Raw genomic sequence first — 22,352 nt, 5'->3', positions numbered from 1 at the left:
GCATCTCCTTTCGTTCTCCGGAAGCCCAGCGCCGCTCAGGAACAAAAAAAGATCAAACCAGGCGCGCATAGGCGGCCCGGTCTGATCTCCAGTAAACTGGTCAATCAAGCGATGGTTATATTCCGATTAAATTCATAGGAATAATATAGACTAGACGTTTATGGCTGTCAATCAGATGTTTTGCTTTTTTTACTTTTTCCCAAAAACAGGCCGTAGCCCTTCGGGCCACAGCCTGCTTCATTCTCACATAGATGATTCTACCGCCTGTGCCGGCATCCGGTTAACACCTAGCAATACAGTAGTCACGTGCTTGCGCGCATCGGCGGTCAGGAGCTGAAGCACCTGCTCACCGGCCACCGGACCGCTGCGGATAAACTTCACGCGCGCCCCGTCCAGATCCTCTTCAATATTGGCGATTCTGTAGCCCTGTTCAAGCAATTCGTCAATTTCCTGCCGTTCCTGGTCAAATTCGGTATATGCTGACATGTTAACTCACCCCTCCACTGACCCGGGGCTGGGCAGGAATCGGCATCTCCGCCTCAAACCGTTTGCGGTGCAGATACTGCCCCGCACCGGCAGCGCCCACGAACTGCTTGTCGCGGATGACAAATTCGCCGCGGCTCAGCACGGACACCGGCTCTCCCTGCACCTCCATCCCTTCAAAAGCGTTATAATCCACATTCATATGATGAGTCTCGGCGGATAGCACCCGCGTTGCCCGGGGGTCGAAGATCACCAGATCGGCGTCACTGCCCAGGGCAATGGTGCCCTTCTGCGGAAACAAGCCGAACAGCTTGGCGCTGGAGGTGGCGATAACGTCCACGAATTTGTTCAGCGAGATACGTCCCTTCGCCACCCCTTCGGAGTAAAGCACGCTGAAACGGTCCTCTATGGTTGGTCCGCCGTTCGGAATCTTGGAGAAGTCGCCGCGTCCAAGTTCCTTCTGCCCTTTGAAGTTAAAGGAGCACTGGTCTGAGCCTATGGTCTGCAGCGTACCGTTCCAGAGCGAGTCCCACAGCACATCCTGGTTCCATGCCTCCCGCAGCGGCGGCGACCATACGTATTTGGCCCCTTCAAAATCAGGCTTCTCCAGCGACTCCACATCCAGCACCAGATACTGCGGGCAGGTCTCGCCGTATACCCGCAGGCCCTTCTTGCGGGCTTCGCCGATCTTCCAGGCTGCTTCAGCGCAGGTTACATGTACCACATAGAGCTGGGAATCGGCCAGTCCCGTCAAATAGGCCGCACGTCCGGTCGCTTCGCCCTCCAGCTCCGGCGGACGGGTCAGGGCATGATAGATCGGGTCGGTATTTCCGGCCGCCAGCGCCTGCTCCACCAGATAGTCAATGACATCCCCGTTCTCGGCATGCACCATCACCAGCGCGCCTTCGCGCTTGGCCGCCTGCAGCGTCTTGTACAGCGTCCCGTCGTCAGCCTGGAACGTATTCTTGTAAGCCATGAATACCTTCAGCGAGGTAATGCCTTCGTTCTCGATCACCTGCGGCAGCTCCTCCAGCACCTTGTCGTTCAGGTCTGAGACCATCAGATGAAAGCTGTAATCAATCACCGCTTTATCCTGCGATTTGGCGTGCCAGACATCGACGGCCTGCTGCAGCGGTTCGCCCTTGGTTGTCAGGCAGAAGTCGATAACTGTGGTCGTTCCGCCGTAAGCAGCGGCAATCGTCCCGGTCTCGAAGTCATCGGCCGTCACCGTGCCTCCGAAGGGCATATCCAGATGGGTATGCGGATCAATTCCGCCCGGAAAGACGTAATACCCGGTAACGTCGATCACTTCCGCTCCGGGCACCTGAAGTCCCAGCCCGATGCCCGTAATCACTCCGTCCTCAATCAGGATGTCCCCGTTGTAGGTATCCGCCGCCGTAACAATCGTGCCGTTCTTGATGATTCTCTTCATTGTTAGACCACCTCCGCCTCGGAATAAGTGCCGTTCAGATTGCCGATAAGCTGCTGCCGCTGGTTCCAGGTCATCGGTGCGGCCCCGTTGTTCAGGGCGATCATATCAATGGCTCCGTCGGCCGGGCAGACAATCGAGCATAAGTTGCAGCCTACGCAGTCCTCTTCACGCACCTGAAGCACCGCCTTGCCCTGGGCATCCGTCAGCATATCTATACATTGATGCGAGGCATCCTCACAGGCGATATGGCATTTATTGCAGTTAATGCAGTTGTCCTGATTAATCCGGGCTACCACCTTGTAGTTAAGGTCAAGATCCCCCCAGTTGGAGTATTTCGGAACGGATTGGCCGATCAGCTCGGTGACAGAAGCCAGCCCCTTATCATCCAGGTAGTTGTTCAGGCCGTCGATCATCTCTTCGACAATCCGGAAGCCGTGATGCATGACCGCCGTGCAGACCTGAATTCCGGTCGCTCCCATCAGCATGAACTCCACCACATCCTGCCAGGTGGAAATGCCGCCGATGCCGGAGATCGGCACACTTACAGCGCGGTCGCGGGCACATTCCGCAACCATGCTCAGGGCTATCGGCTTGACCGCAGGCCCGCAATAGCCGCCGTGCGCCCCCTGGCCGCCGACATGGGGAATCGTATTCCAGGTGTGGATATCCACGCCGGCCAGACTGTTGATCGTATTGATCATGCTGACCGCATCGGCGCCGCCCTTGACCGCATGGCGGGCCACTACAGTAATGTCGGTAATGTTAGGCGTAAGCTTCACAATAACCGGCGTGGCCGCCGCCTCCTTAACCCAGTAGGTCTGCGCCTCGACCAGATCGGGCTGCTGTCCGGAGGCCGCACCCATGCCGCGCTCAGCCATCCCGTGCGGACAGCCGAAGTTCAGCTCCAGGCCGTCTACACCGACATCCTCTACCCGCTTAACAATCTCATGCCACTTCTCCCGTTTCGGCTCCACCATCAGAGAGGCCACCACAGCATGGTTCGGGAACCGCTTCTTGGTCTCATAAATTTCTTTGAGATTCACCTCAAGCGGACGGTCCGTAATCAGCTCAATATTGTTGAAGCCCGCTACGCGCTGGCCATTGAAATGCACAGCCGCAAACCGCGAGGACGTATTGATGATCGGATCCCCCAGCGTCTTCCACACCGCACCTCCCCAGCCGGCCTCGAAGGCCCGCTGCACCTGGTAGCCGGTGTTGGTCGGCGGCGCGGAGGCCAGCCAGAACGGATTAGGCGACTTAATACCTGCGAGATCGATGCGCAAATCTGCCATTGTTGTTCCCTCCCTGTCATATAGGCCCGGCCGCCGGAACGTCCGGACCCTATCCTGCGCCGTCTTTTATACGGCTGAGCCCACCACGCTGTCCTGCCTGCCCGACCATTGCCGGGCAATGGCGTAGGCCGCATCCTTGCCTTGCTGGGCGGCGGATACAACCATCGCCTCACCCTGGCCTGCTCCGAACACAATGTCTCCCGCGGCGTAAATCTGCGGGTCCGAAGTCCGTCCGGTAGCACGGTCAATTCTGACGATGCCTCTGTCATGCTCAAGGCCCAGATGCTCAATCAGTTCCGTCCGCCGCTTCTGGCCGATGGCAATCACCACCGCATCGACCGGCAGCAGGAATCCGGAGCCCTCCACCGGCACCGGCGTCAGCCGGCCGTCCTTGCCGGTCTCACCGGTCAGCTTCATCTGCACACACTCCAGCGCCGTCACATTGCCCGACTCGTCGCCGATAATCCGCTGCGGCAACGTCAGCCAGTTGAACTCTACGCCCTCCTGCTTGGCGAATTCATACTCGAAGTCATAGGCGGTCATCTCGGAGCGGGTCCGGCGGTAGACCATCTTCACATTCGCCGCTCCCAGCCGCACCGAGCAGGTAGCTGCATCTATCGCGGTATTGCCTGCCCCGATGACGGCTACCCGCCGGCCCATCAGCTCCAGGGTCGGGACGCCGGTCTTCGTGGTTTCCACCAGCTCGATCGCATCGTAAACACCCGAGAGCCGTTCGCCTTCAATACCGAGCGGCGGAACATAGCCCATGCCCGCAGCAAGAACGATGGCATCATATTCCGCCTTCAGTTCCTCGGCCGTTACATCTACGCCCACCTTTACACCGGTGCGGATCTCCACGCCAAGCTTCTCGACCTGCTCCACTTCCCAGAGGGAGACCGATTGCGGCAGCCGGAACGAGACGATGCCATGGGTATCCAGTCCCCCGGCCAGCGGCTTGGATTCATAAATAACGACGCGGAAGCCCTCGCGCGCCAGCTCCCTGGCTGCGGACAGCCCGGCCGGACCGCTGCCGATGACGGCCACCTTGCGGCCGTTCGGAGTACCCGGGCGGAACAGCTGCGTTCCGCTCTGAATCGCCCAGTCGGTTGCATAACGCTGCAGCAGGCCGATTTCAATCGGTGCGGAGGCATCGTTCAGCACACATGCCCCTTCACAGAGCTCTTCTGTCGGACAGACCCGGGCGCAGCTGGCGCCGACAGGATTGGATTCCATGATGGTGCGGGAGGCGCCCTTCAAATTATCGGTGGCGATACGCTTGATGAAAGAGGGGATGTTAATGCCTGTCGGACAGGCCTTGATGCAGGGGGCATCATAGCAGTAGAGACAGCGGTTGGATTCTTCGATTGCACCTTTGCGGGTAAGGCACGGCTCGGCCTCGGCGAAATTGCGCATGAACATATCCGGCGTAAATGCGGTTAACGGAGAAGTGTGCTCCATTCACGTTCCCTCCTTCTGGCAAGTAGGTTCATCCATCGTATAATGATACTTACATGTAATATATATTTACATAAGTTATAGAAATCGCCTTAATATCTTGCTTACATTCCTGAGCCAATGTAGTAAAATGATCCTAATGCCTCCTGTTCAGCGCCACTCCCTATCCCATCAGGTTATATATTCTTACATTATAATCAAACTATATCATTTCAGCTTTTCGATACATTAGACATAATGTCTAATTTCAAATGTGTATTTTTTACCTGCGGGAGAGGACCTTTCGCAGCCTGATCACACGAGAAAGAGCGAGGGGGATGCTTATGGATTGGGAGCTTGTATTGACGATCCGCGACGCACTCAAGCGGCCGCTGTTCGCAGAAGCCGAGGCCATCGGCGGCCGCGCCGGCTTGAGCCGGGCCATCCGCTGGGTACATGTACTGGAGAGCGCCGGCTTCGACGGCCTGATTCACGGGGAAGAGATGATTCTCACAACCGGCATAGGCATGAGCACGGATCTGCCATCGGCCCTGACCTTTATGCAGAATTTAATCGAGAAGAATGCCGCATGCCTGTGCATTGAGCTGGGAACCTACTTCAGCAGCATTCCGCAGGAGATGACCGATCTGGCCAATGCCCATGATTTTCCGCTGATTGTCTTCACCCGTACCGTCCGCTTTGTAGATATCACACTCGATCTGCACTCCCTGATTATTAACCGCCACCACCGCATGCTGCAGGAGCTGGAGAGTATCTCCCGCGAATTCCACCGTCTGACGCTGACCTCCCAAGGGACACTCAAGGTGCTGCAATTGTTATGCAAAAGCACCCGCACACAGATTGTCTACATCCAGCCGCAGGGCAAACCGCTGTTCTTTCCGGCGCTTCCGCCCGATGAGCAGGCTCCGCTGCTGCAATTCTTTGAATCGCTGGACAAGGAGACGGAGAACCTCCAGCCGGATGCCGCACCTTACCTCCGCGAGTTCCGGAACAAGACCGTCGCCCTGAAGCCGGTCGGCGCCCTGGATCAGACCTGGGCTTATATTCTGATGGTCACTCACCACAAGCCGCAGGAATTTGACTGCCTGCTGCTCGATTCCGCTTCTCTGTCCATCGCCCAGGAGCTGCTGCGGACCCGTTATATGGAAGAGCGCAGGCTGTTCTCGGAGAATCTGTGGGTAGATGAACTGATCAGCGGCCGCATCGAAGAGGACAGCCGCGTCAAAAGCCTGGTCGGACCGGATTACAACGTCGTCAACGAACTGCCGTACAGGGTATGCCTGGTGGAGATTCAGAATCCCCGCGATGTGCACTGGAGCAGCCCGGAGAATGACTGGGAATCGATCACCTTCCATCTGTCGCTCATCCTGCGCTCCATCTTCGAGAAGTACTCCCTGCGCCCCCTGATTACCCTCAAGAATAACCGCCTGACCGTTATCGCCCTCGATATCCAGTCAAGGCTTCCCGGCAAGCTGCGTCTGCAGCAGGCACTGGATGCCCTCCTGCATATCCGCTCCGACGAGAAGCTGAAGGATCTGCAGCTCGTCATCGGCGTCAGCAAAGCGCACCGCGGGCTCAAGCAAGCCTACGCCGGTTACCAGGAAGCGGTGCAGGCATTGTCGCTGTACTCTTGTTATCAGAAGCCCGTTCTGCTGTATGAGGAGCTCGGCGTCTTCCAGCTGCTGCTGAACCTGAACGACGGCAAGACACTGGAGAACTTTATCCGCAGCTACCTCGGACCGCTGATCGACCACGATAAGTCCAAAGGCAGCGAGCTGCTGCTGACGCTGCGCGTCTTCCTGGATCACGACGGCTCCAAGCAAATCGCCGCCCGTAATCTGTTCATCGTCAGGCAATCGCTGTATTACCGCCTTGAGAAAATTACCGAGCTGCTGGGCGAAGACTTCATGCTTCCGGAGAACCGCATTTCCATACAGGTCGCCCTGCGTGCCTACCAGCTGCTGTACCCCGACAAGCTTACTCTGCCCAGCGCCCGTTCAGCACAGCTTTGAGTGTATCGGTAATAAACTGGATATCCTCATCGGTAGAAGACAGCGGCGGTGCAAGGGTCAGCACATTGTTGAAACCCGCCACCGTATCGCCGTTCTTCCCGATAATCAGACCCCTGGCCTTGCAGTCGGCAATCACGCCTTTTACGGCATCAAGGGGAGCCGGCTGCTTGCTTTCTTTATCTGCCACCAGTTCAATGCCGGTCATCAGGCCAAAGCTGCGGATATCGCCGACCAGCTTATGCGTAAGGAGCGGGGCGAGCTCCCCGGCCAGCCTGCGCCCAAGGACATCAGCGCGTTCCACCAGTCCCTCTTCTTCAAGCAGCTGCAGGTTGCGCAGCGCCAGAGCGCAAGCCGCCGGATTGCCGCCGAAGGTGTTGACATGGCGGAAGTGGCCGTATTCATCGCTGGTATCCTTGAACGCCTCATAGAGCTCCTTGCGCACCGCCGTTGCCGAGAGCGGCAGATAAGCGCTGGTCAGTCCCTTGGCCATCGTCACGATGTCCGGCTTCACGCCATAATTATGATGGCCGAACCTGCGCCCGGAGCGCCCGAAGCCGCAGATCACTTCATCCATAATCAACAGGACGCCGTGCCGCCGGCAGATTTCCTGCACCCGGTCAAGATACACCTGATGCGGTACAATAACTCCGCCACCGGTAATCGCAGGCTCCATGATAACCGCCGCAACCGTCTCAGCGCCTTCCCATACGATCATATCCTCGATGGCCCCGGCGGATTGGAGGTTGAACTCCTCCACGGTCATCCCGGCCGGACGGCGGTAGCTGTCCGGCGGAGCGACGTGCAGGAAGCCGCCGGTCAAGGGCTCATATTTGTATTTGCGCTGGGCCTGGCCGGTGGCGGACAGCGCACCCAGCGAGCTGCCGTGGTAGCCCCGGTAACGGGCAATAAACTTATGGCGGTAATGCTGGCCGGTCTGCTGATGATATTGGCGGGCGATTTTGAAGGCAGCCTCATTGGCTTCCGAGCCGCTGTTCGAGAAGAACACGACGTAATCGCCCTCCAGCCATTCATTAAGCTTCTCGGCCAGGGCAATCGCCGGCATATGGCTCTGCGTCAGCGGGAAATAGGGAAGGCTGAGCAGCTGCTGGTAAGCCGCATCGGCCAGCTCCTTGCGCCCGTACCCTGCGTTGACGCACCATAATCCCGACATGCCGTCCAGATACCGGTTCCCGTCAATGTCGGTGACCCATGAACCGCTGGCCGATGCTGCGATTAGCGGCGGGTTCTTCTCGCTGTAAGGCGTAATATTATGCCACAAATAACGCTGGTCCTTCTCAATCGCCAATCTGCTTTCATTCTCCAGGCTTTGCAAGGTCCTCTCTCCTCTCGTCAATAACGGGCAGTAATCATTTTCTTGCGGGTGTAGAATTCCACGCCGTCACGGCCGTTGGCATGCAGGTCTCCATAGAAGGACTGCTTGTAGCCGGAGAACGGGAAGAAGGCCATCGGCGCAGGAACGCCCAGGTTGACTCCGAGCATGCCGGCGTCGATTTCCTCGCGGAACTGACGGACCGCCTTGGCACTGTCGGTATAGATGCAGGCGCCGTTGGCGAATGGCGAACGATTGGTCACCTCAATGGCTTCGGCCAGATCCTTGACGCGCACTACCGAGAGCAGCGGCGCGAATATCTCCTCCCGCCAGATCGCCATCCCCGGCTGGACATGATCAAAGATAGTCGGCCCCAGGAAATACCCCGCTCCCGCAGCCGCCGCATCCCGTCGCCCGTCTCGCACCAGTACGGCATTCTCGCGAATCCCCGCCTCGATATAGGATACCGTGCGTTCCTTGTTCTCCTGACGGATGACCGGACCGAGGAAGACGCCATCCTCCCTGCCGTCACCGATCTTCAGCCCGTCGGCTGCTTCCAGCAGCCGCCGCACCAGTTCGTCGGCGATGCCCTCATGCACAGCGACCACGGCACAGGCCATGCAGCGCTCACCGGCCGAGCCGAAGGCGGCGGCGGTAATGTTCTTCACGGCATTATCCAGATCGGCATCGGGAAGGACAATGGAGTGATTCTTGGCTCCGGCCAGCGCCTGCACCCGTTTGCCGTGCGCCGCCCCCTGTCTGTAGACGTATTCCGCTACCGGCTGTGAGCCGACGAAGGAGACCGCCTTGACCTCTGCATGATCCAGCAATCCATTGACCACCTCATGTGCGCCGTGCACCACATTCAGAACCCCCGGCGGAAAGCCCGCCTCCGCGAACAGCTCGGCCAGCCGGTTCATCAGCAGCGGCGTACGCTCCGAGGGCTTCATGACAAAGGTGTTGCCGCAAGCCACGGCCAGCGGGAACATCCAGCAGGGCACCATCATCGGGAAGTTAAATGGAGCGATTCCGCCGATGACACCCAGCGGATAGCGGTACATGCCGGATTCAATCCCGCCTGCGATATCCGGGAGCTGGCTGCCCATCATCAGCGACGGTATACCGGAGGCGAATTCCACGCATTCGATCCCCCGCTGCACCTCACCCATTGCTTCCTCCAGGCTTTTGCCGTTCTCAAGCGTGATAAGTCCGGCCAGCTCCTCCCAGTGCTCCACCAGCAGCTGCTGGTACTGGAAGAAATAACGCGCCCGCCTGGGAACAGGGACTCTTTTCCACGTTACATAAGCCTCCGCCGCCGCACGCACCGCATCATCCAGCTCCCTGCGGCCGGACAGCGGCACCTGCGCAATGACCTCACCCGTGGCCGGGTTCACTACTTCCTCCGTACGCCCGGATGTTGATTCCACCCACACGCCGCCTACATAATTCCGGACTATCGCCGTCTGACCCGCAAGTAGGGACACCATCTGCACCTCCTTGAAACATAGATTTTACCGCCGATTACGATAGATGACCGCCAGGAACAGGCGGCCATCTATGAAGAACAACATGTATGGAACTGCTGATTTCAAGAGAGCTTGAGCAGACCCCTTATTGCGCCGCCAGCTCCACAATCTCATTGGTATAAGCCTCTTCGATATTGGCCGCTTCCTTGATCACTCCGAATTTCAGGGCGATGTCAGCGGTTTGCTGGAAGGCTGCCGCATCAGTATAGCCCAGCTTGGAGACATCAAAGCCCTCCGGCTGAATAAGCTTGGCGACCTCGGTCATCATGGTCAGCTGGTGCTCGCGGCTGGTACTGCCTTCCTCGGCCAGCTTCATCACACTGTCCACTGCCGCTTCGGGATCGGCGATGGCATCCTGCCAGCCCTTCAGCGAAGCACGGACGAACTTGGCCGCTGTCTCCTTATTGTCCTCAAGCCAGTCTCTGTTGGCGAACAGGTTATCCTCCAGCATCGCCACGCCCTCATCGTTCATGTCGATGACGTTCAGCTCTTCGGCCTTGATGCCCGATTCCAGCACCACCTGATATTCGTTGTAGGTCATGGCCGATGCTGCGTCGATTTCACCGCCGAGGAACTGGTCCATGGTAAAGCCCTGCTTCGTGAAATTCAGGTCCTTATTGGAATCCAGCTGGTATTTATCGAACAGTGCCAGCACTTCGAACTCGTTGCCGCCCATCCAGTTGCCGACCTTCTTGCCCTTCAGATCCGCCGGGCCGTTAATGCCCGCTTCCTTCTTGGACACCAGCACCAGACCGCTCTTCTGGAAGATCTGGGCAATCTGCACCAGCGGCATCTCCTGCTCCTGGCTGGTCAGGAGACTCGCAACCCAGTCCACGCCGATGTCGGCCGTACCGCCGGCTACCTGCTGCTCCGGCACGATGTCCGGACCGCCGGGCAGAATTTCGACATCAAGCCCTTCCTCAGCGTAATAACCTTTATCTTTGGCCAGGAAGTAACCGGCAAACTGTGCCTGGGGCACCCATTTCAGCTGAAGCTTAACCTTTACCGGCTCCGCAGCCGGTTCTGCACTTGCCGGCGCATTGGACGCCTCCGTGCCGGAAGCATTCGCATTCGCTTCCGCCTCAGTCCCGCCGTTATTGCCATTGCCATTCCCTCCGCAGCCTGCCAGCAGCGAGAGCACCAGAACCATTGCCGCCAGGAGCATTACGCCGCGCGGCGACCTTTTTAAACCATTCATCATTGCAACTCCCCCTACCCAATTTAGTTAGTTGTTCGGAATCAAATGCACCTGCTGACTGTCCTGATGCTGTATGCACACGGCTGCCGGGCGGCTCCTCTCTGTCTTCCACCGCCGCAGCTGCCGGATTCACCGGATATATGGACACTACGCACGCTGCGAGGAATGCCACTTGATGAACACTTTTTCCAGCCGCTCAACGATCAGATAGAACAAGACACCTGCGATGGCTGCCAGTACGATGCAGGACCAGCCGAGCGGCATTTTGGCCACTTTGATTGAATTGGAGAGCAGGTAGCCAAGCCCCCGGGAGGAAAAGAAGAACTCACCGACGATCGCTCCGATCATACTGGCCGTTGTATTGATCTTCAGCGCCGTGAATACATACGGCAGGCTGTTCTTGATGCGGAGATACCGGAAGACCTCCTTCTTCCCGGCGGCATAGGAATGCATCAGATCCAGGGCCAGCGGATCGACCGCCGACATGCCCTTATAGGCGTTGATTGCCATCGCCGCCATGGTCGTTGCCGTCACAATGGCGGCGCGCGACCCGATACCGTCGCCGAACCACAGGTTCATGATCGGTGCCAGCGCCACGATCGGCACGGCGTTCAGAGCGGCCACCAGCGTCAGGCTGCCGCCGCCCCAGCGCGGCCAGGCCGTGGCCGCCAGAGCAACAACAAAGCCGCACGCTGAGCCGATCAGCATGCCCAGAACCGCCTCGGCGAGTGTATATCCCGTGTAGGACAGCAGCAGGCTGAAGTTATCGCGCATCGCTTCATAAATTGCCGAAGGCAGCGGCAGCTGGTACTTCTTCAGATCGAATAGCTTATGGAACAGCTGCAGCTCCCACATCGCCAGAAACAGGACACCGGCCAGCAGGGGCAGCCACACCGCAGGACTGAGGAGCTTGCGGTGACGGCGGGAGGAACGCGGATAATCAGATTCCGACTTGGTAAGGGAAACTTCATTACCCGTTGTTATAAGAGATGTTGCAGAGGAACCTTCCATCATCTGGCGCCTCCTTTCGGCCGGAACTCCGGCTGCCACGGCGATACCAGCCGTTCAATCAGGCTCATCAGCCAGTAACTGGCCATGCCGAGCAAAGCGCCGACGATTACGGTGGACCAGAACATATACGTATGGGATGGACCGTAATACAGATTGCGCAGCATAATGACGCCGATCCCGTGCTGCGCGCCCATCAGCTCCACCAGAATAGCACCCGTAACCGCAAGCGGTGCAGCAATCTTCAGCCCGCTGAACAGCCCCGGGAGCGAGGCCGGCAATCGCAGCTTCCAGTAAACCGCCCACGGCTTCGCTGCATAGGAATGCATCAGCTCTACCGCCGGAGGATCGACGCTGCGCAGGCCGCGCAGCATATTGAGCGAGACCGGAAAGAAGGTGATATACCCGGAGATAATGATGCGGGATATCTGTTCGTCCCGGACAATGCCATAGATGATCGGCGCCAGCCCGAGAATCGGGATCATCTGCGAAGCCACCGCATACGGAAAAGCAAGCCGTTCAATCGTCCTCGAAAGGCTCATCAGTATCGCCAGAGCCGCCCCTGCAGCCGCGCCGAGCAAGAACCCCACCCCGGCGTTGCCGAAGGTAGCGCCGCCTTCCTTCAGCAGCGTGCCACTGTACCTCCATAAGGTGGCGGCGACTTCATGGACATACGGCAGCTTGGACTGGGCCAGCGGGACCTTGGCGGCATGCAGCAGCAGCCAGGAGCCCCCCTCCCATACGAGCAGGAGACCTAGAGCCCATACCGCGAGCGGCAATGCCCGGCTGCGCAGCAGCGAATGTTGCCCTCTCATCGGCTACACCCCTTCGAAGCTGCCACGGATGCGGGCGATGAGCTCGAAGAATTGCGGACTGTTCCGCATCTCCGCCGTACGCGGGCGCGGCAGCGGAATATCCACGACGGCTGACAGCCGCCCCGGATGAGGGGAGAGCACAAACACCCTGTCGGAGAGGAAGATCGATTCCGGAATGCTGTGGGTCACGAACACAATGGTACTGCGCACCTTGGCCCATACCGCCAGCAGCTCTTCATTCAGCCGTTCGCGGGTAAATTCATCCAGCGCGGAGAACGGCTCATCCATCAGCAGAATTTCCGGCTCCATGGAGAGCGCCCGGGCAATCGCTACACGCTGCTGCATGCCTCCGCTGAGCTGCCAGGGATATTTGTCGGCAAAGCCCTGAAGACCTACCAGTTCAAGCAGCTCCAGCGCCTTCTCCTCACGGACCGATTTCTTGACACCCATTAGCTCCAGCGGCAGCGTAATGTTATGCTTCACCTTCCGCCAGTCATAAAGCACGGGACTTTGAAAGACAATGCCGTATTTCCGGGCTAGTCTGGCTTCCTTTGCGCTTTTGCCGGCGACTGTTACATTGCCGCCGGTGGGCGCCAGCAAATCCGCCATCAGTCTCAGCAGTGTTGTTTTGCCGCAGCCGGAAGGACCCAGGAGCGATACAAACTCTCCTTTGGCAATATCAAGGGTAACCTGATGCAGCGCCAGCACATCGGCCGCCTCCGCCCGATAGCGCATCTCGACGTTTTCCAGCTGAATTTCAGGAATGCCTGCCGTTAAGAGTGACATGTTCAGCTCCCCCTTTAGAAGTGTTGTTCGTTTTATGTTATATAAAATAACACAAGTACCATCATAGTTGCTGATTTTTTACTTCGTGTAGTGTTAACTAACATGTTACACGCTGCACTATAGACACTCATTAGACAAATCGTAAGATTGCATTCCGGATATTTCGTCATTTTGTCTAGCCCGCCAGTGCATGGTGTCAAACTTCCGGCAAAATGCCGATATAAAGATTAACCTCCGGTTTCTGTGCCCGTGGAATACCGAATGTTATCTATAGCAATTTGTGATACTATTTAATCAACATTCTTACTAAAATAGGAGACTATTTCGACTATGTTCGATGCTTATAATAACGGTTCAAAGCCATCTGTGCCGCCGCTGTCCCTGCATCCGGACGTTGAATCTGCCGGCTTTCCGACATGGAGGCTGCCCCAATGAATTCGCTGATTTCGAATTATATCGTGGTCGTCTCCATCTCGGGCGTGCTGAATGCGCTGCTGGCGCTCTTCGCCTACTATAAAAAGTCCGATTTCGCCGGAATCAAGGCGTTCATTCTCAGCTCCGCCGCCTCGGCGGTGTATATCTTCGGCTTCGCGCTGGAGCTTTCGGGCAGCACCATGCAGGAAATCAGCTTCTGGATCAAGGTAGAATATCTGGGGATGCCGTTTATCGCACCGTCCGGCCTGATTATGATTATGTACTTCGTCGGTCTGGACCGTCTGGTAGGCAGGAAGCTCTTGACCGTGCTCTATTCCGTCCCCTGTATAACCACAGTGCTGGTATGGACCAATGACCTGCATCATCTCTATTACCAATCCATGCATTTCCGGGAAGGTGCACCCCGGCCGCTGGTCGATGTCGTGATGGGCCCCTGGTATATTGTCCAGGGCAGTATGACCTTTGGCTGCATGCTGGCCGGTATGATCCTGATTTTATGGCAGTGGAACCGGATGAAGCTCGGCTATATGCGGCAGATGACCACTATTTTCATCGGACAGTTCCTGCCGGCCCTGGGCGCCTTCCTCTATCTGATCGACAGCACTCCCTACGGCATGGACCCCGTGCCGATCATTATGAGCATAACCTCATCGCTTTATATTTGGGCCATCCTCTCCCGGGGCATGCTTACTGCGGCTCCGATTGCCCGCGAGAATCTGTTCGCCAGCATGCGCGACGGGGTGCTCGTCGTCGACCGGGCCGATTTGCTGGTCGATTACAACCGGGCGGCCACGGAAATGCTGGAGGGTCTGGGCTCTCCGGCCATCGGACACTCGCTCGCGCAGCTGTTCCTGCCCGCCGGCGCCGAGGCCGTGGAATATGTTATGCATTCCGATCCGCTCGTCAGCGGGGAGCGCGAGCTGGCCTGGCAGCGGGGCGAAGAAACGTATTATTATCAGGTCCGGTCCTCGCCGGTACAGAATCATAACCGGGAATATGCCGGCCGGATGATTGTGCTGATCGATGTAACCGAGCGCAGATTGCTGCAGGAGAAGCTGCTCCAGCTGGCTACGGTGGACAGTCTGACCGGTATTTATAACCGTACCCATTTCGTGGAGCGCAGCCGTGGGCTGCTGGAAGAGGCCAAGCGTACCCGGACGCCGCTCTCGATCATCCTGCTGGACATCGACTTCTTCAAAAGCATTAATGACCGCTACGGGCATCAATACGGGGACCTGGCACTCCAGCACATCACCGCCGTCTGTGGCCGGCACCTCCGCGCAGGGGATATCTTCGGGCGGTACGGGGGAGAGGAATTCGTGCTCTGCCTGCCGGGAATTTCCCTGAAGGATGCGGCCATGCTTGCGGAAGCCATCCGCCAGGATATAGAACACAGCCCGCTTTACACGATGTCCGGAGCCATCCATGTGACCGCCAGCTTCGGAGTCGTGGAGGCCCGCCGCGAATATCCCGCTCTCGAGGAAATGCTGTCCGAAGCTGACCACGCCCTCTACAGCTCCAAAAGGAACGGCCGTAATGCCGTCCACTTGTACAGGGGAGATGCCATCGTACATTTCACTAACAACGGCTAGAGTTCAGCGGAAACAATTGCGATCATAAACCAAAAGCCCTGCTTCGTTCCGGTATCCGGGGAGGCAGGGCTTTTTATGGGTAATACCGGGTTATTCCGGGCTCTTGGCAGCCGCAAAGCTCAAATCCCGGCTCCGGCAATGAAATACTCCACTCCCTCCAGCAGGTCCGCAGGCACTTCCTCCGCACCCAGATAATCGCGCATCCCGGCGATCATCCGCTCCCGGTCGCTACCATGTATGCAGGCCAGCCGGGCAAGCTGCTCCCACGGAGCCAGATCAGCCGTAAACTCGCGGCGGTTCATCGGCACTCCGTGCGATTCCACGAACCAGTCCGCCTCATAGGCGTATACTGTCTCCAGCAGCCGCAGGAACCGGGCGCCGTTATAACGCCGCGGTCCGCCGTAGACCGCCGGTCCGAGGGCATCGCCGAGGAAGAGCGTCTTGTCCTCTTTGACATACAAAATGCAAGAGTCAGGCGAATGATCACCTCCCACATGCACCAGCTCGCAGGATACTCCGCCCAAATGCACCGTCAGCCTATCGGTGAATACAATATCCGGCGGCACAATTCGGATCTCCCGCTGTTCCCCGTACTCCAGACAGATATGCTTCCTGCTGGCATCGCTGATCGTCTGTGACGCCACCAGCCGGTCCAGACACTCGTCCGACCAGTCCAGGCCGGATAGCCCGGCAAGGGTGTCCGCTGCGGCTTCATGCGCCATCACCGGCACCTTCCAGGCGGACATCCCGAAGGAGTGATCCCAGTGCCAATGAGTCAGTGCCATAAGGTCAGGCTGCCTCAAGCCGCGTCTGGCCAGCTCCTCCTGGAACAGCCGGGCATGAGCCGGAGAATTCCCCCCGTCCATCAGCAGCGTGCGCTCCCTGCCCAGAATTGCCGCGAGTACAGGCCGGTCCGTCTCATGCTCTGCATGCATCAGCAGGATATGGGGGGTAAGCTGTTCAAACCGATGCTCCACATTTCTCAAATCCCTTCATTAAGGAAGTATATCGCCGCTTTCTTTTGGTGATAAAGCACCCATACAGTATAATTCTGCGCCTGGCACCAAACATGCTCTCTCCCATTTTGCCTTAATTTTCGGGAGCAGGGCAATCCCCCTTGTTTGTGAACACGGCTTTTCAGTTTATATATGTGTTAGCTGAACGCAGGCTGCCGTGAGCCCATGAAGGAAAGGAAGGTGCCTCTATATGATCAAGATCGGGCTTACCGGCTTCGGAGACCACGAGGAATTGTACGGCAAAATCAAACCGGCTGAACGCTTGCCTACATACAGCGCCCATTTTCCCATTGTGGAGATCGACAGTTCTTTCTATGCGGTGCAGCCGGTCCGCAATTACGCGAAATGGGCTTCCCAGACGCCTGAGGATTTCCGGTTCATCGTCAAGGCATATCAGGGCATGACCGGACATTTACGGGGCAAAAAGAACTACTACGATACTCCGGAGGAAATGTACCAGGCATTCCACACCTCTATCGAGCCGCTGCAGGCTACAGGGAAGCTGGCCCTGGTCCTCTTCCAGTATCCGCCCTGGTTCGACTGTAGCCGCGACAACGTAGACCTGCTGCGCGAGACGAAGGAACGAATGCTCGGCGTACCCTCTGCGGTTGAGTTCCGCAACCGTTCCTGGTATGAGGACGGCATGCGCGAGCGGACCCTCCAATTTCTGGAGAAGGAGGGCTGGATTCATACGGTAGCTGATGAGCCGCAGGCGGGTACCGGCTCCATTCCGGTTGTTCCGGTGGCTACCCATCCGGACATGACTTATGTGCGGCTGCACGGCCGCAATGCCGGGGGCTGGAATCAGAGCAGCGATCCCAATTGGCGCAAGCTCCGTTATTTGTACAGCTACAGCACCGAGGAGCTCACGGAGTGGCGGGACCGCCTGCTGGAGCTGGAGAAGAGCTGCCGCGAGCTTTATGTTGTCTTTAACAACAATTCCGGCGGAGACGCCACGGACAATGCCAAGGAGCTGATGTCCATGCTGGACATTGAGGGCGGGCTCGCACCGCTGCAGCTGGACCTATTTTGACAGAGTGGAGGGCTAACCATGAAAAGGAATCATACGATGATGCAGTTTTTCGAGTGGCATGTTGCTCCGGACGGCAAACACTGGCAGCGGCTGCGCGAAATGGCTCCGGAGCTGAAGGCGGGGTACATTGATTCCGTGTGGGTTCCGCCCGTCACCAAGGCCATCAATCCGGAGGACACGGGCTACGGCGTGTACGATCTGTACGATCTGGGCGAATTCGACCAGAAGGGTGCGGTACGCACGAAATACGGGACGAAGGAAGAACTGGTCGAGGCGATTGCCGAATGTATGAAGAACGGGGTTGCCGTGTATGTCGATCTGGTCATGAACCACAAGGCGGGGGCGGACGAAACCGAAGCGTTCGAGGTTATAGAGGTTGATCCCAATGACCGCAATAAGGAAATTTCTGAGCCCTTCGAGATTGAAGGGTGGACGAAGTTCACCTTCCCGGGCCGGGGAGGCCAGTATTCCGCCTTCCAGTGGGATCATACGCATTTCAACGGCACGGATTACGATGCCAGAGAAGGACGGACCGGCGTCTTCCGGATCGCCGGAGAGAACAAGGCCTGGAACCCGAATGTTGACGATGAGTTCGGCAACTATGATTATCTGATGTTCGCCAACATTGATTACAGCCATGAAGAAGTGAAGCGGGAGATGATTGAGTGGGGCAAATGGCTGGTCGATACACTGCAATGCAGCGGCTACCGGCTGGATGCCATCAAGCATATCAACCATGAGTTCGTTAAAGAATTCGCCGCTGAAATGACCCGTAAACGCGGAGAGGATTTCTATATTGTCGGCGAATTCTGGAATTCGAATCTCGAGGCCTGCCGCGAATTTCTGAACACCGTAGATTATCAGATCGACCTCTTTGACGTTTCCCTGCATTACAAGCTCTATACGGCGGCGCTGGAAGGGGCGAGCTTCGACCTTACCCGTATATTCGACGATACGCTGGTCCAGACTCATCCTCTCAATGCTGTAACCTTTGTCGATAATCATGACTCACAGCCTCATGAAGCGCTGGAATCCTGGGTCGGTGACTGGTTCAAGCAAATTGCCTATGCGCTGATTCTGCTCCGCGGTGACGGCTATCCCGTGGTATTCTACGGGGATTACTACGGCATCGGCGGCCCGGTTCCGGTAGAAGGCAAGAAAGCTGCGATCGACCCGCTGCTGTATGCCCGTTACCACAAGGCTTACGGTGATCAGGACGATTACTTCGACCATCCGAACACCATCGGCTGGGTGCGGCGCGGTGCTCCGGAATTCCCGGGCTCAGGCTGCGCCGTGGTCATCTCCAACGGGGATGAGGGTGAGAAGCGGATGTTCGTCGGTGAGGAGCGGGCCGGTGAGAGCTGGTATGATGTTACCGGCAACCGCGGCGATAGTATCGTGATTGATGAGGAAGGCTGGGCGGTATTCCCTGTCAACGGAGGCAGCGTGTCCGTATGGACTGCCCCCGATGCCGAAGACGAGAACGAAGATTGACCGTGTGAATGCAACAAGAGGTGAACCGCAGGCCGCCAGGCCTTCCGGTTCACCTCTTGTGCTGTTATCAGGCAGGGATCAGTAACGCACGCCGGAGCTTCCTTCTTTACTCCAGGAGCTGCGCTCATTTTGCAAAATGCGCTTAATCGGATAGACCTTCCACACGGCGGTAACTACAGCCGCGCACAATACCGATTTCAGCAGGTCTCCGGGCAGGAAGGGCCACATCCCTGCCGTGAGCGCCTGGCCAAGCGAGCTTATCCCGGTGGAGTGGGCCAACCACCACACGCCGGCAGGATAGACCAGCAACGCTCCGAACACAAAATTGACAGCCAGCAGCTTCACGAAGGTGTATTTGCTGCCAATCCGCTCTGCGCAAAGTCCGATCAGGAGTGCCGCGAACGGCCAGGAAAGAATATAACCCGCCGTATACCCGGAGAGCATGGCGATGCCCCCGTTGCCGCCGAGCGCCGGAAAGCCCGCTGCACAGAGCCCGATCACGATCAGCACGGCCAGCGTGCCGTACCGCGCTCCGAGCACGGAGCCCGCCAGCATCACTGCCAGGGTCTGGAGCGTAATGGGTACGGTGGAGATGGGCAGTGCGATTTTGAAATAACTCATGGCAATCATAATACCGGCGAACAAGGCGCTGAAAATCACTCCCCGCGTCGTCCATCTGTTCATCGTTTGCGTAACCTCCCGTGTCTATCAAAATTAGGATTACTGTGAACCGTATGTACTGTTCGTCTGTGTGCATCATTTCAAGCAGGCCTCTAATCTTCTTGGACCACTATACCATCCCCTTCCGGATGCATCAATCGTTAGTTCTTGCTATAATCAAGAGCAATTATTGAAGACCTGAGGTCAGGGAAGTGGGATTGGACAATGATCAGAGCGGAGCAATTATCCTTATCCCACCGGGATGGCCAGCGCAGACTGCCGGTGTATGAGGATATATCCATACATATGAAACAGGGAGAATGGATGGCGCTTACGGGTCCTAACGGCTGCGGCAAAACGTCTTTGGTCCGCACCTTCAACGGTCTGAACCTGCCGGACAGCGGCAGCCTTAGCGTCGCGGGACTGGATATGCGTTCTCCGGATAACCGCAATAGGGTCAAGCGCCGCATCCAGCTGGTGTTCCAGAATCCCGAGGCGCAGACGGTTGGCGCAACGCCTTACGAAGACGTCGCCTTCGGGCTGGAGAACCGTGGAGTAGAACACGGGGAGATGAAGCAGCGGATTGAAGCGGTGCTGGGGCAGGTGGGACTGGCCCATAAATCCGGTGCCGCCGTAGCCTCTCTCTCCGGCGGAGAGCGCCAGCGGCTGGCCATAGCCTGCTGTCTGGCGCTGGAGCCGGAAATGATCATCTTCGACGAGGCGACTTCGATGCTGGACCCGGCGGGACGGAATGATATTCTGCGGCTCGCACGCCAGTTGTGGCTTGGCGGGATGGGTGTACTGTGGGTGACGCAGCGGATGGAGGAGCTGGCGGAGAGCCCGCGGATCGGCGTGATGCAGAGCGGCAGGCTGCTCTATGACGGCGATCCGCGGACCCTCTTCTACAGCTCGAGTCTGCCGGAGCAGCTGGGCTGGGAGCCTCCGACCGCCGTGCGGATCGGCAGATTGCTGCAGGCGCAGGGCTGGCCTGTACACCTGCTGCCGCTCAGCGAGCGGGATCTGGAGGAGATTCTATGAGTCTGCGGACCGATCATCTAGACTTCGGGTACGAGGCAGGCTATCCCGTTCTGCGCGATATCCAGCTGGAGATTAAGGACGGCACATTGACCGTTCTCTGCGGCGTGACCGGCAGCGGCAAATCGACCCTGCTCCGGCTGCTGGCCGGGCTGTATCCACCCGCCGGCGGTACCGTTGAACGTGGAACAGCTGCACCAGACATCCCCTCCCTTGTATTTCAGCAGCCGGAGACACAGCTCTTCACCGGCAGCGTGCACAAGGAGATCGAGTACGGCCTTGGCCGGCACGGTGTGCCCAAGGAACAGCGTAAGGACCTGATCTCCCGGGCCCTGGAGAGAGTGGGCCTGCCTTACGGTACGTTCGCCGAACGCTCCCCATTCCTGCTCAGCGGGGGCGAGCAGCGCCGGCTGTGCATCGCCTGCGCGCTGGCCGTCTCGCCGGGTCTCCTGCTGCTGGACGAACCGACGGCAGGCCTCGACCCGCAGGCGGCCCAGGCGCTGCTCCAGCTGGTGCAGGAACTGCGGAGCAGCGGAGTTACGATTGTTGTCTCCACTCATGACCTGGACAGCTTCCTGCATCTGGCGGATCAGGTCATCGTCATGAAGCAGGGAGCTGTCCACTACGACGGCCCGGCGGCACCGCTGCTGGCGGATGCCCGCATATTAAGCGCGGCCGGCCTGGAGCCGCCGGCCTGGGCGCGCATCGCGCAGCGGCTCGTACAGCGCGGACGGCTGGAGCGGATGCCGGCGGCTGTGGAAGAGCTGCTGGCCGACCTGGCCGGGCAGGCCCTCCCGGCACCTGTAGCTGAGGAGCTGCAGGTACCGGGTGCTGCGGGCGTAAAGGCCAGGGCGGCAGACCCTGGGGCTGCTGCGCTGAGCCCTAGTTCAGATACGGTACCGGAGCCCGCACACGCACCCGTACCTACCGGCTGGCGGAGCCTGGACCCGCGCGTCAAGTGGCTGGGAATGGCTCTCGGCTCCCTGACCCTGCTGGGAATGCGGACACTGCTGCCGCTGCTGCTGACAGCGGCGCTGATCGCCCTGCTTCTCCGCTCGGCAGGCATCCCGCGCAGGCGGGTGCTCCGCTTCTTCCGCCCGTTCGTGTTCATGTTTCTGTTCATCTGGATTGTATCCGGTATGGACTGGAGCACGCCGGATTATGCATGGGGCCCGCTCGGATTCAGTCTTGAGGCGCTGCAGCGCGGCGGCTTAAGCGTGCTGCGGTTCCTGCTGCTGCTCGCGCTGGGGTTCCTGTTCACCGAGACCACCACCGGAGCACCGCTGCGGGAAGGGCTGGAGTGGGCCATTGCTCCGCTGCGGAGGCTGGGCGTGCGTACCCGCAATTGGTCGCTAGCCGTAACCGTCACCCTGCAATTCGTCCCCTGGATTCTGGACAGACTGGGCCGGCTGCAGCTTGCGCTAAGCTCGCGCGGCCCGCGCACGGACGGCCGGGGTCACTGGAATCCGCGGCAAATAACCATGCTGATGGTCCCCATGCTCATCATGGCTATCGCTATGGGCGATGAGCTGTCCACGGCTGTTGAATCGCGCGGCTATGACCCGGACAAGCCGCGCAGTACGGCTGTCCAGTTGAATTGGCGCAGCCGGGATACGGCTGCACTGCTTATTGTTGTGCTGACAGCCGCCGGGCTATGGTGGTGCTCTCTGGCCAGCAGGGGATGGCTGGGTTGAGCAGGGATAGCTGCGATGTGCGGGGATGGCTGCAATGAGCAAAGAGGGCGCCCTCA

18 protein-coding genes are annotated in these 22,352 nt (G+C 58.3%); 6 read left to right on the top strand and 12 right to left on the bottom strand.

Going from position 1 to position 22,352, the window contains the following annotated elements:
• Positions 1 to 243: 243 nt before the first annotated feature.
• From F1379_RS12780 to F1379_RS12765, 4 genes are all read right to left on the bottom strand, one after another.
• A complete protein-coding gene (locus tag F1379_RS12780) occupies positions 244 to 486 on the bottom strand; it encodes a hypothetical protein (RefSeq protein ID WP_150270129.1) in 243 nt (80 codons plus the stop codon).
• Between the two features lies 1 nt (position 487).
• A complete protein-coding gene (hydA, locus tag F1379_RS12775; RefSeq protein ID WP_150270127.1) occupies positions 488 to 1,915 on the bottom strand; it encodes a dihydropyrimidinase in 1,428 nt (475 codons plus the stop codon).
• Positions 1,916 to 1,917: 2 nt separating this feature from the next.
• Positions 1,918 to 3,207 carry an NAD-dependent dihydropyrimidine dehydrogenase subunit PreA gene (preA, locus tag F1379_RS12770; protein ID WP_150270125.1) on the bottom strand — a complete coding sequence of 430 codons (1,290 nt, stop codon included), beginning with the start codon at positions 3,205 to 3,207 and terminating at the stop codon, positions 1,918 to 1,920.
• A gap of 66 nt (positions 3,208 to 3,273) precedes the next feature.
• Positions 3,274 to 4,665, bottom strand: a complete 1,392-nt coding sequence (locus F1379_RS12765; protein ID WP_150270123.1) for an NAD(P)-dependent oxidoreductase — start codon at positions 4,663 to 4,665, stop codon at positions 3,274 to 3,276.
• A gap of 320 nt (positions 4,666 to 4,985) precedes the next feature.
• Between F1379_RS12765 and F1379_RS12760 the strand changes: the two genes are divergently transcribed.
• Complete coding sequence (locus tag F1379_RS12760) at positions 4,986 to 6,674, top strand: PucR family transcriptional regulator (RefSeq protein WP_150270121.1); 1,689 nt, start codon at positions 4,986 to 4,988, stop codon at positions 6,672 to 6,674.
• Here the strand turns inward: F1379_RS12760 and F1379_RS12755 are convergent.
• The 6 genes from F1379_RS12755 to F1379_RS12730 form a co-directional block, all read right to left on the bottom strand.
• Complete coding sequence (locus tag F1379_RS12755) at positions 6,640 to 8,007, bottom strand: aspartate aminotransferase family protein (RefSeq protein WP_150270119.1); 1,368 nt, start codon at positions 8,005 to 8,007, stop codon at positions 6,640 to 6,642. The two genes, F1379_RS12760 and F1379_RS12755, sit on opposite strands and share 35 nt — an antisense overlap.
• A 17-nt stretch (positions 8,008 to 8,024) precedes the next feature.
• Entirely contained in the window at positions 8,025 to 9,491 is a 1,467-nt protein-coding gene (locus F1379_RS12750; RefSeq protein WP_150270117.1) for a CoA-acylating methylmalonate-semialdehyde dehydrogenase, read from the bottom strand.
• Between the two features lie 124 nt (positions 9,492 to 9,615).
• The gene (locus F1379_RS12745; RefSeq protein ID WP_239004655.1) at positions 9,616 to 10,731 is read right to left on the bottom strand and encodes an ABC transporter substrate-binding protein; all 1,116 of its coding nucleotides are present in this window, start codon (positions 10,729 to 10,731) and stop codon (positions 9,616 to 9,618) included.
• Positions 10,732 to 10,875: 144 nt separating this feature from the next.
• Positions 10,876 to 11,742: an ABC transporter permease gene (locus tag F1379_RS12740; RefSeq protein ID WP_239004654.1), complete on the bottom strand. Its 867-nt coding sequence runs from the start codon at positions 11,740 to 11,742 to the stop codon at positions 10,876 to 10,878.
• Positions 11,739 to 12,551 carry an ABC transporter permease gene (locus F1379_RS12735; RefSeq protein WP_150270115.1) on the bottom strand — a complete coding sequence of 271 codons (813 nt, stop codon included), beginning with the start codon at positions 12,549 to 12,551 and terminating at the stop codon, positions 11,739 to 11,741. Before F1379_RS12735 ends, F1379_RS12740 begins: the two co-directional genes overlap by 4 nt.
• Positions 12,552 to 12,554: 3 nt before the next feature.
• Positions 12,555 to 13,337, bottom strand: a complete 783-nt coding sequence (locus F1379_RS12730; protein ID WP_150270113.1) for an ABC transporter ATP-binding protein — start codon at positions 13,335 to 13,337, stop codon at positions 12,555 to 12,557.
• Between the two features lie 431 nt (positions 13,338 to 13,768).
• Here F1379_RS12730 and F1379_RS12725 point away from each other — a divergent pair, with 431 nt between their 5' ends.
• Complete coding sequence (locus F1379_RS12725) at positions 13,769 to 15,364, top strand: histidine kinase N-terminal 7TM domain-containing diguanylate cyclase (RefSeq protein ID WP_162551150.1); 1,596 nt, start codon at positions 13,769 to 13,771, stop codon at positions 15,362 to 15,364.
• A 119-nt stretch (positions 15,365 to 15,483) separates the two neighbouring features.
• On the opposite strand, the gene F1379_RS12720 is transcribed toward F1379_RS12725, so the two are convergent.
• Entirely contained in the window at positions 15,484 to 16,341 is an 858-nt protein-coding gene (locus F1379_RS12720) for an MBL fold metallo-hydrolase (RefSeq protein WP_239004653.1), read from the bottom strand.
• Positions 16,342 to 16,570: 229 nt separating this feature from the next.
• Here F1379_RS12720 and F1379_RS12715 point away from each other — a divergent pair, with 229 nt between their 5' ends.
• Both F1379_RS12715 and F1379_RS12710 read left to right on the top strand, forming a co-directional pair.
• Positions 16,571 to 17,413, top strand: coding sequence for a DUF72 domain-containing protein (locus F1379_RS12715; RefSeq protein ID WP_150270108.1), 843 nt, complete (start codon positions 16,571 to 16,573; stop codon positions 17,411 to 17,413).
• A gap of 18 nt (positions 17,414 to 17,431) precedes the next feature.
• Positions 17,432 to 18,907 (top strand): alpha-amylase, encoded by a 1,476-nt coding sequence (locus tag F1379_RS12710; protein WP_150270106.1) that lies wholly within the window; start codon positions 17,432 to 17,434, stop codon positions 18,905 to 18,907.
• A 78-nt stretch (positions 18,908 to 18,985) separates the two neighbouring features.
• Here the strand turns inward: F1379_RS12710 and F1379_RS12705 are convergent, their stop codons facing one another.
• Positions 18,986 to 19,591, bottom strand: coding sequence for a biotin transporter BioY (locus F1379_RS12705; protein ID WP_150270104.1), 606 nt, complete (start codon positions 19,589 to 19,591; stop codon positions 18,986 to 18,988).
• Positions 19,592 to 19,792: 201 nt separating this feature from the next.
• Here F1379_RS12705 and F1379_RS12700 point away from each other — a divergent pair, with 201 nt between their 5' ends.
• Positions 19,793 to 20,605 (top strand): ATP-binding cassette domain-containing protein, encoded by an 813-nt coding sequence (locus tag F1379_RS12700; protein ID WP_150270102.1) that lies wholly within the window; start codon positions 19,793 to 19,795, stop codon positions 20,603 to 20,605.
• Positions 20,602 to 22,296, top strand: coding sequence for an ATP-binding cassette domain-containing protein (locus F1379_RS12695; RefSeq protein ID WP_150270100.1), 1,695 nt, complete (start codon positions 20,602 to 20,604; stop codon positions 22,294 to 22,296). Before F1379_RS12700 ends, F1379_RS12695 begins: the two co-directional genes overlap by 4 nt.
• Positions 22,297 to 22,352 lie beyond the last annotated feature (56 nt).

Source organism: Paenibacillus tepidiphilus (assembly GCF_008635795.1).
Lineage (GTDB): Bacteria > Bacillota > Bacilli > Paenibacillales > Paenibacillaceae > Paenibacillus_AQ > Paenibacillus_AQ tepidiphilus.
This window is presented reverse-complemented; position numbering and strand designations above follow the sequence as displayed.

What these genes read in the sequence shown, in the direction of transcription:
- F1379_RS12780 (WP_150270129.1), bottom strand. Translation starts at nt 486, where the DNA reads ATGTCAGCATATACCGAATTTGACCAGGAACGGCAGGAAATTGACGAA.
- hydA (WP_150270127.1), bottom strand. Translation starts at nt 1,915, where the DNA reads ATGAAGAGAATCATCAAGAACGGCACGATTGTTACGGCGGCGGATACC.
- preA (WP_150270125.1), bottom strand. Translation starts at nt 3,207, where the DNA reads ATGGCAGATTTGCGCATCGATCTCGCAGGTATTAAGTCGCCTAATCCG.
- F1379_RS12765 (WP_150270123.1), bottom strand. Translation starts at nt 4,665, where the DNA reads ATGGAGCACACTTCTCCGTTAACCGCATTTACGCCGGATATGTTCATG.
- F1379_RS12760 (WP_150270121.1), top strand. Translation starts at nt 4,986, where the DNA reads ATGGATTGGGAGCTTGTATTGACGATCCGCGACGCACTCAAGCGGCCG.
- F1379_RS12750 (WP_150270117.1), bottom strand. Translation starts at nt 9,491, where the DNA reads ATGGTGTCCCTACTTGCGGGTCAGACGGCGATAGTCCGGAATTATGTA.
- F1379_RS12745 (WP_239004655.1), bottom strand. Translation starts at nt 10,731, where the DNA reads ATGATGAATGGTTTAAAAAGGTCGCCGCGCGGCGTAATGCTCCTGGCG.
- F1379_RS12740 (WP_239004654.1), bottom strand. Translation starts at nt 11,742, where the DNA reads ATGATGGAAGGTTCCTCTGCAACATCTCTTATAACAACGGGTAATGAA.
- F1379_RS12735 (WP_150270115.1), bottom strand. Translation starts at nt 12,551, where the DNA reads ATGAGAGGGCAACATTCGCTGCTGCGCAGCCGGGCATTGCCGCTCGCG.
- F1379_RS12730 (WP_150270113.1), bottom strand. Translation starts at nt 13,337, where the DNA reads ATGTCACTCTTAACGGCAGGCATTCCTGAAATTCAGCTGGAAAACGTC.
- F1379_RS12725 (WP_162551150.1), top strand. Translation starts at nt 13,769, where the DNA reads ATGAATTCGCTGATTTCGAATTATATCGTGGTCGTCTCCATCTCGGGC.
- F1379_RS12715 (WP_150270108.1), top strand. Translation starts at nt 16,571, where the DNA reads ATGATCAAGATCGGGCTTACCGGCTTCGGAGACCACGAGGAATTGTAC.
- F1379_RS12710 (WP_150270106.1), top strand. Translation starts at nt 17,432, where the DNA reads ATGAAAAGGAATCATACGATGATGCAGTTTTTCGAGTGGCATGTTGCT.
- F1379_RS12705 (WP_150270104.1), bottom strand. Translation starts at nt 19,591, where the DNA reads ATGAACAGATGGACGACGCGGGGAGTGATTTTCAGCGCCTTGTTCGCC.
- F1379_RS12700 (WP_150270102.1), top strand. Translation starts at nt 19,793, where the DNA reads ATGATCAGAGCGGAGCAATTATCCTTATCCCACCGGGATGGCCAGCGC.
- F1379_RS12695 (WP_150270100.1), top strand. Translation starts at nt 20,602, where the DNA reads ATGAGTCTGCGGACCGATCATCTAGACTTCGGGTACGAGGCAGGCTAT.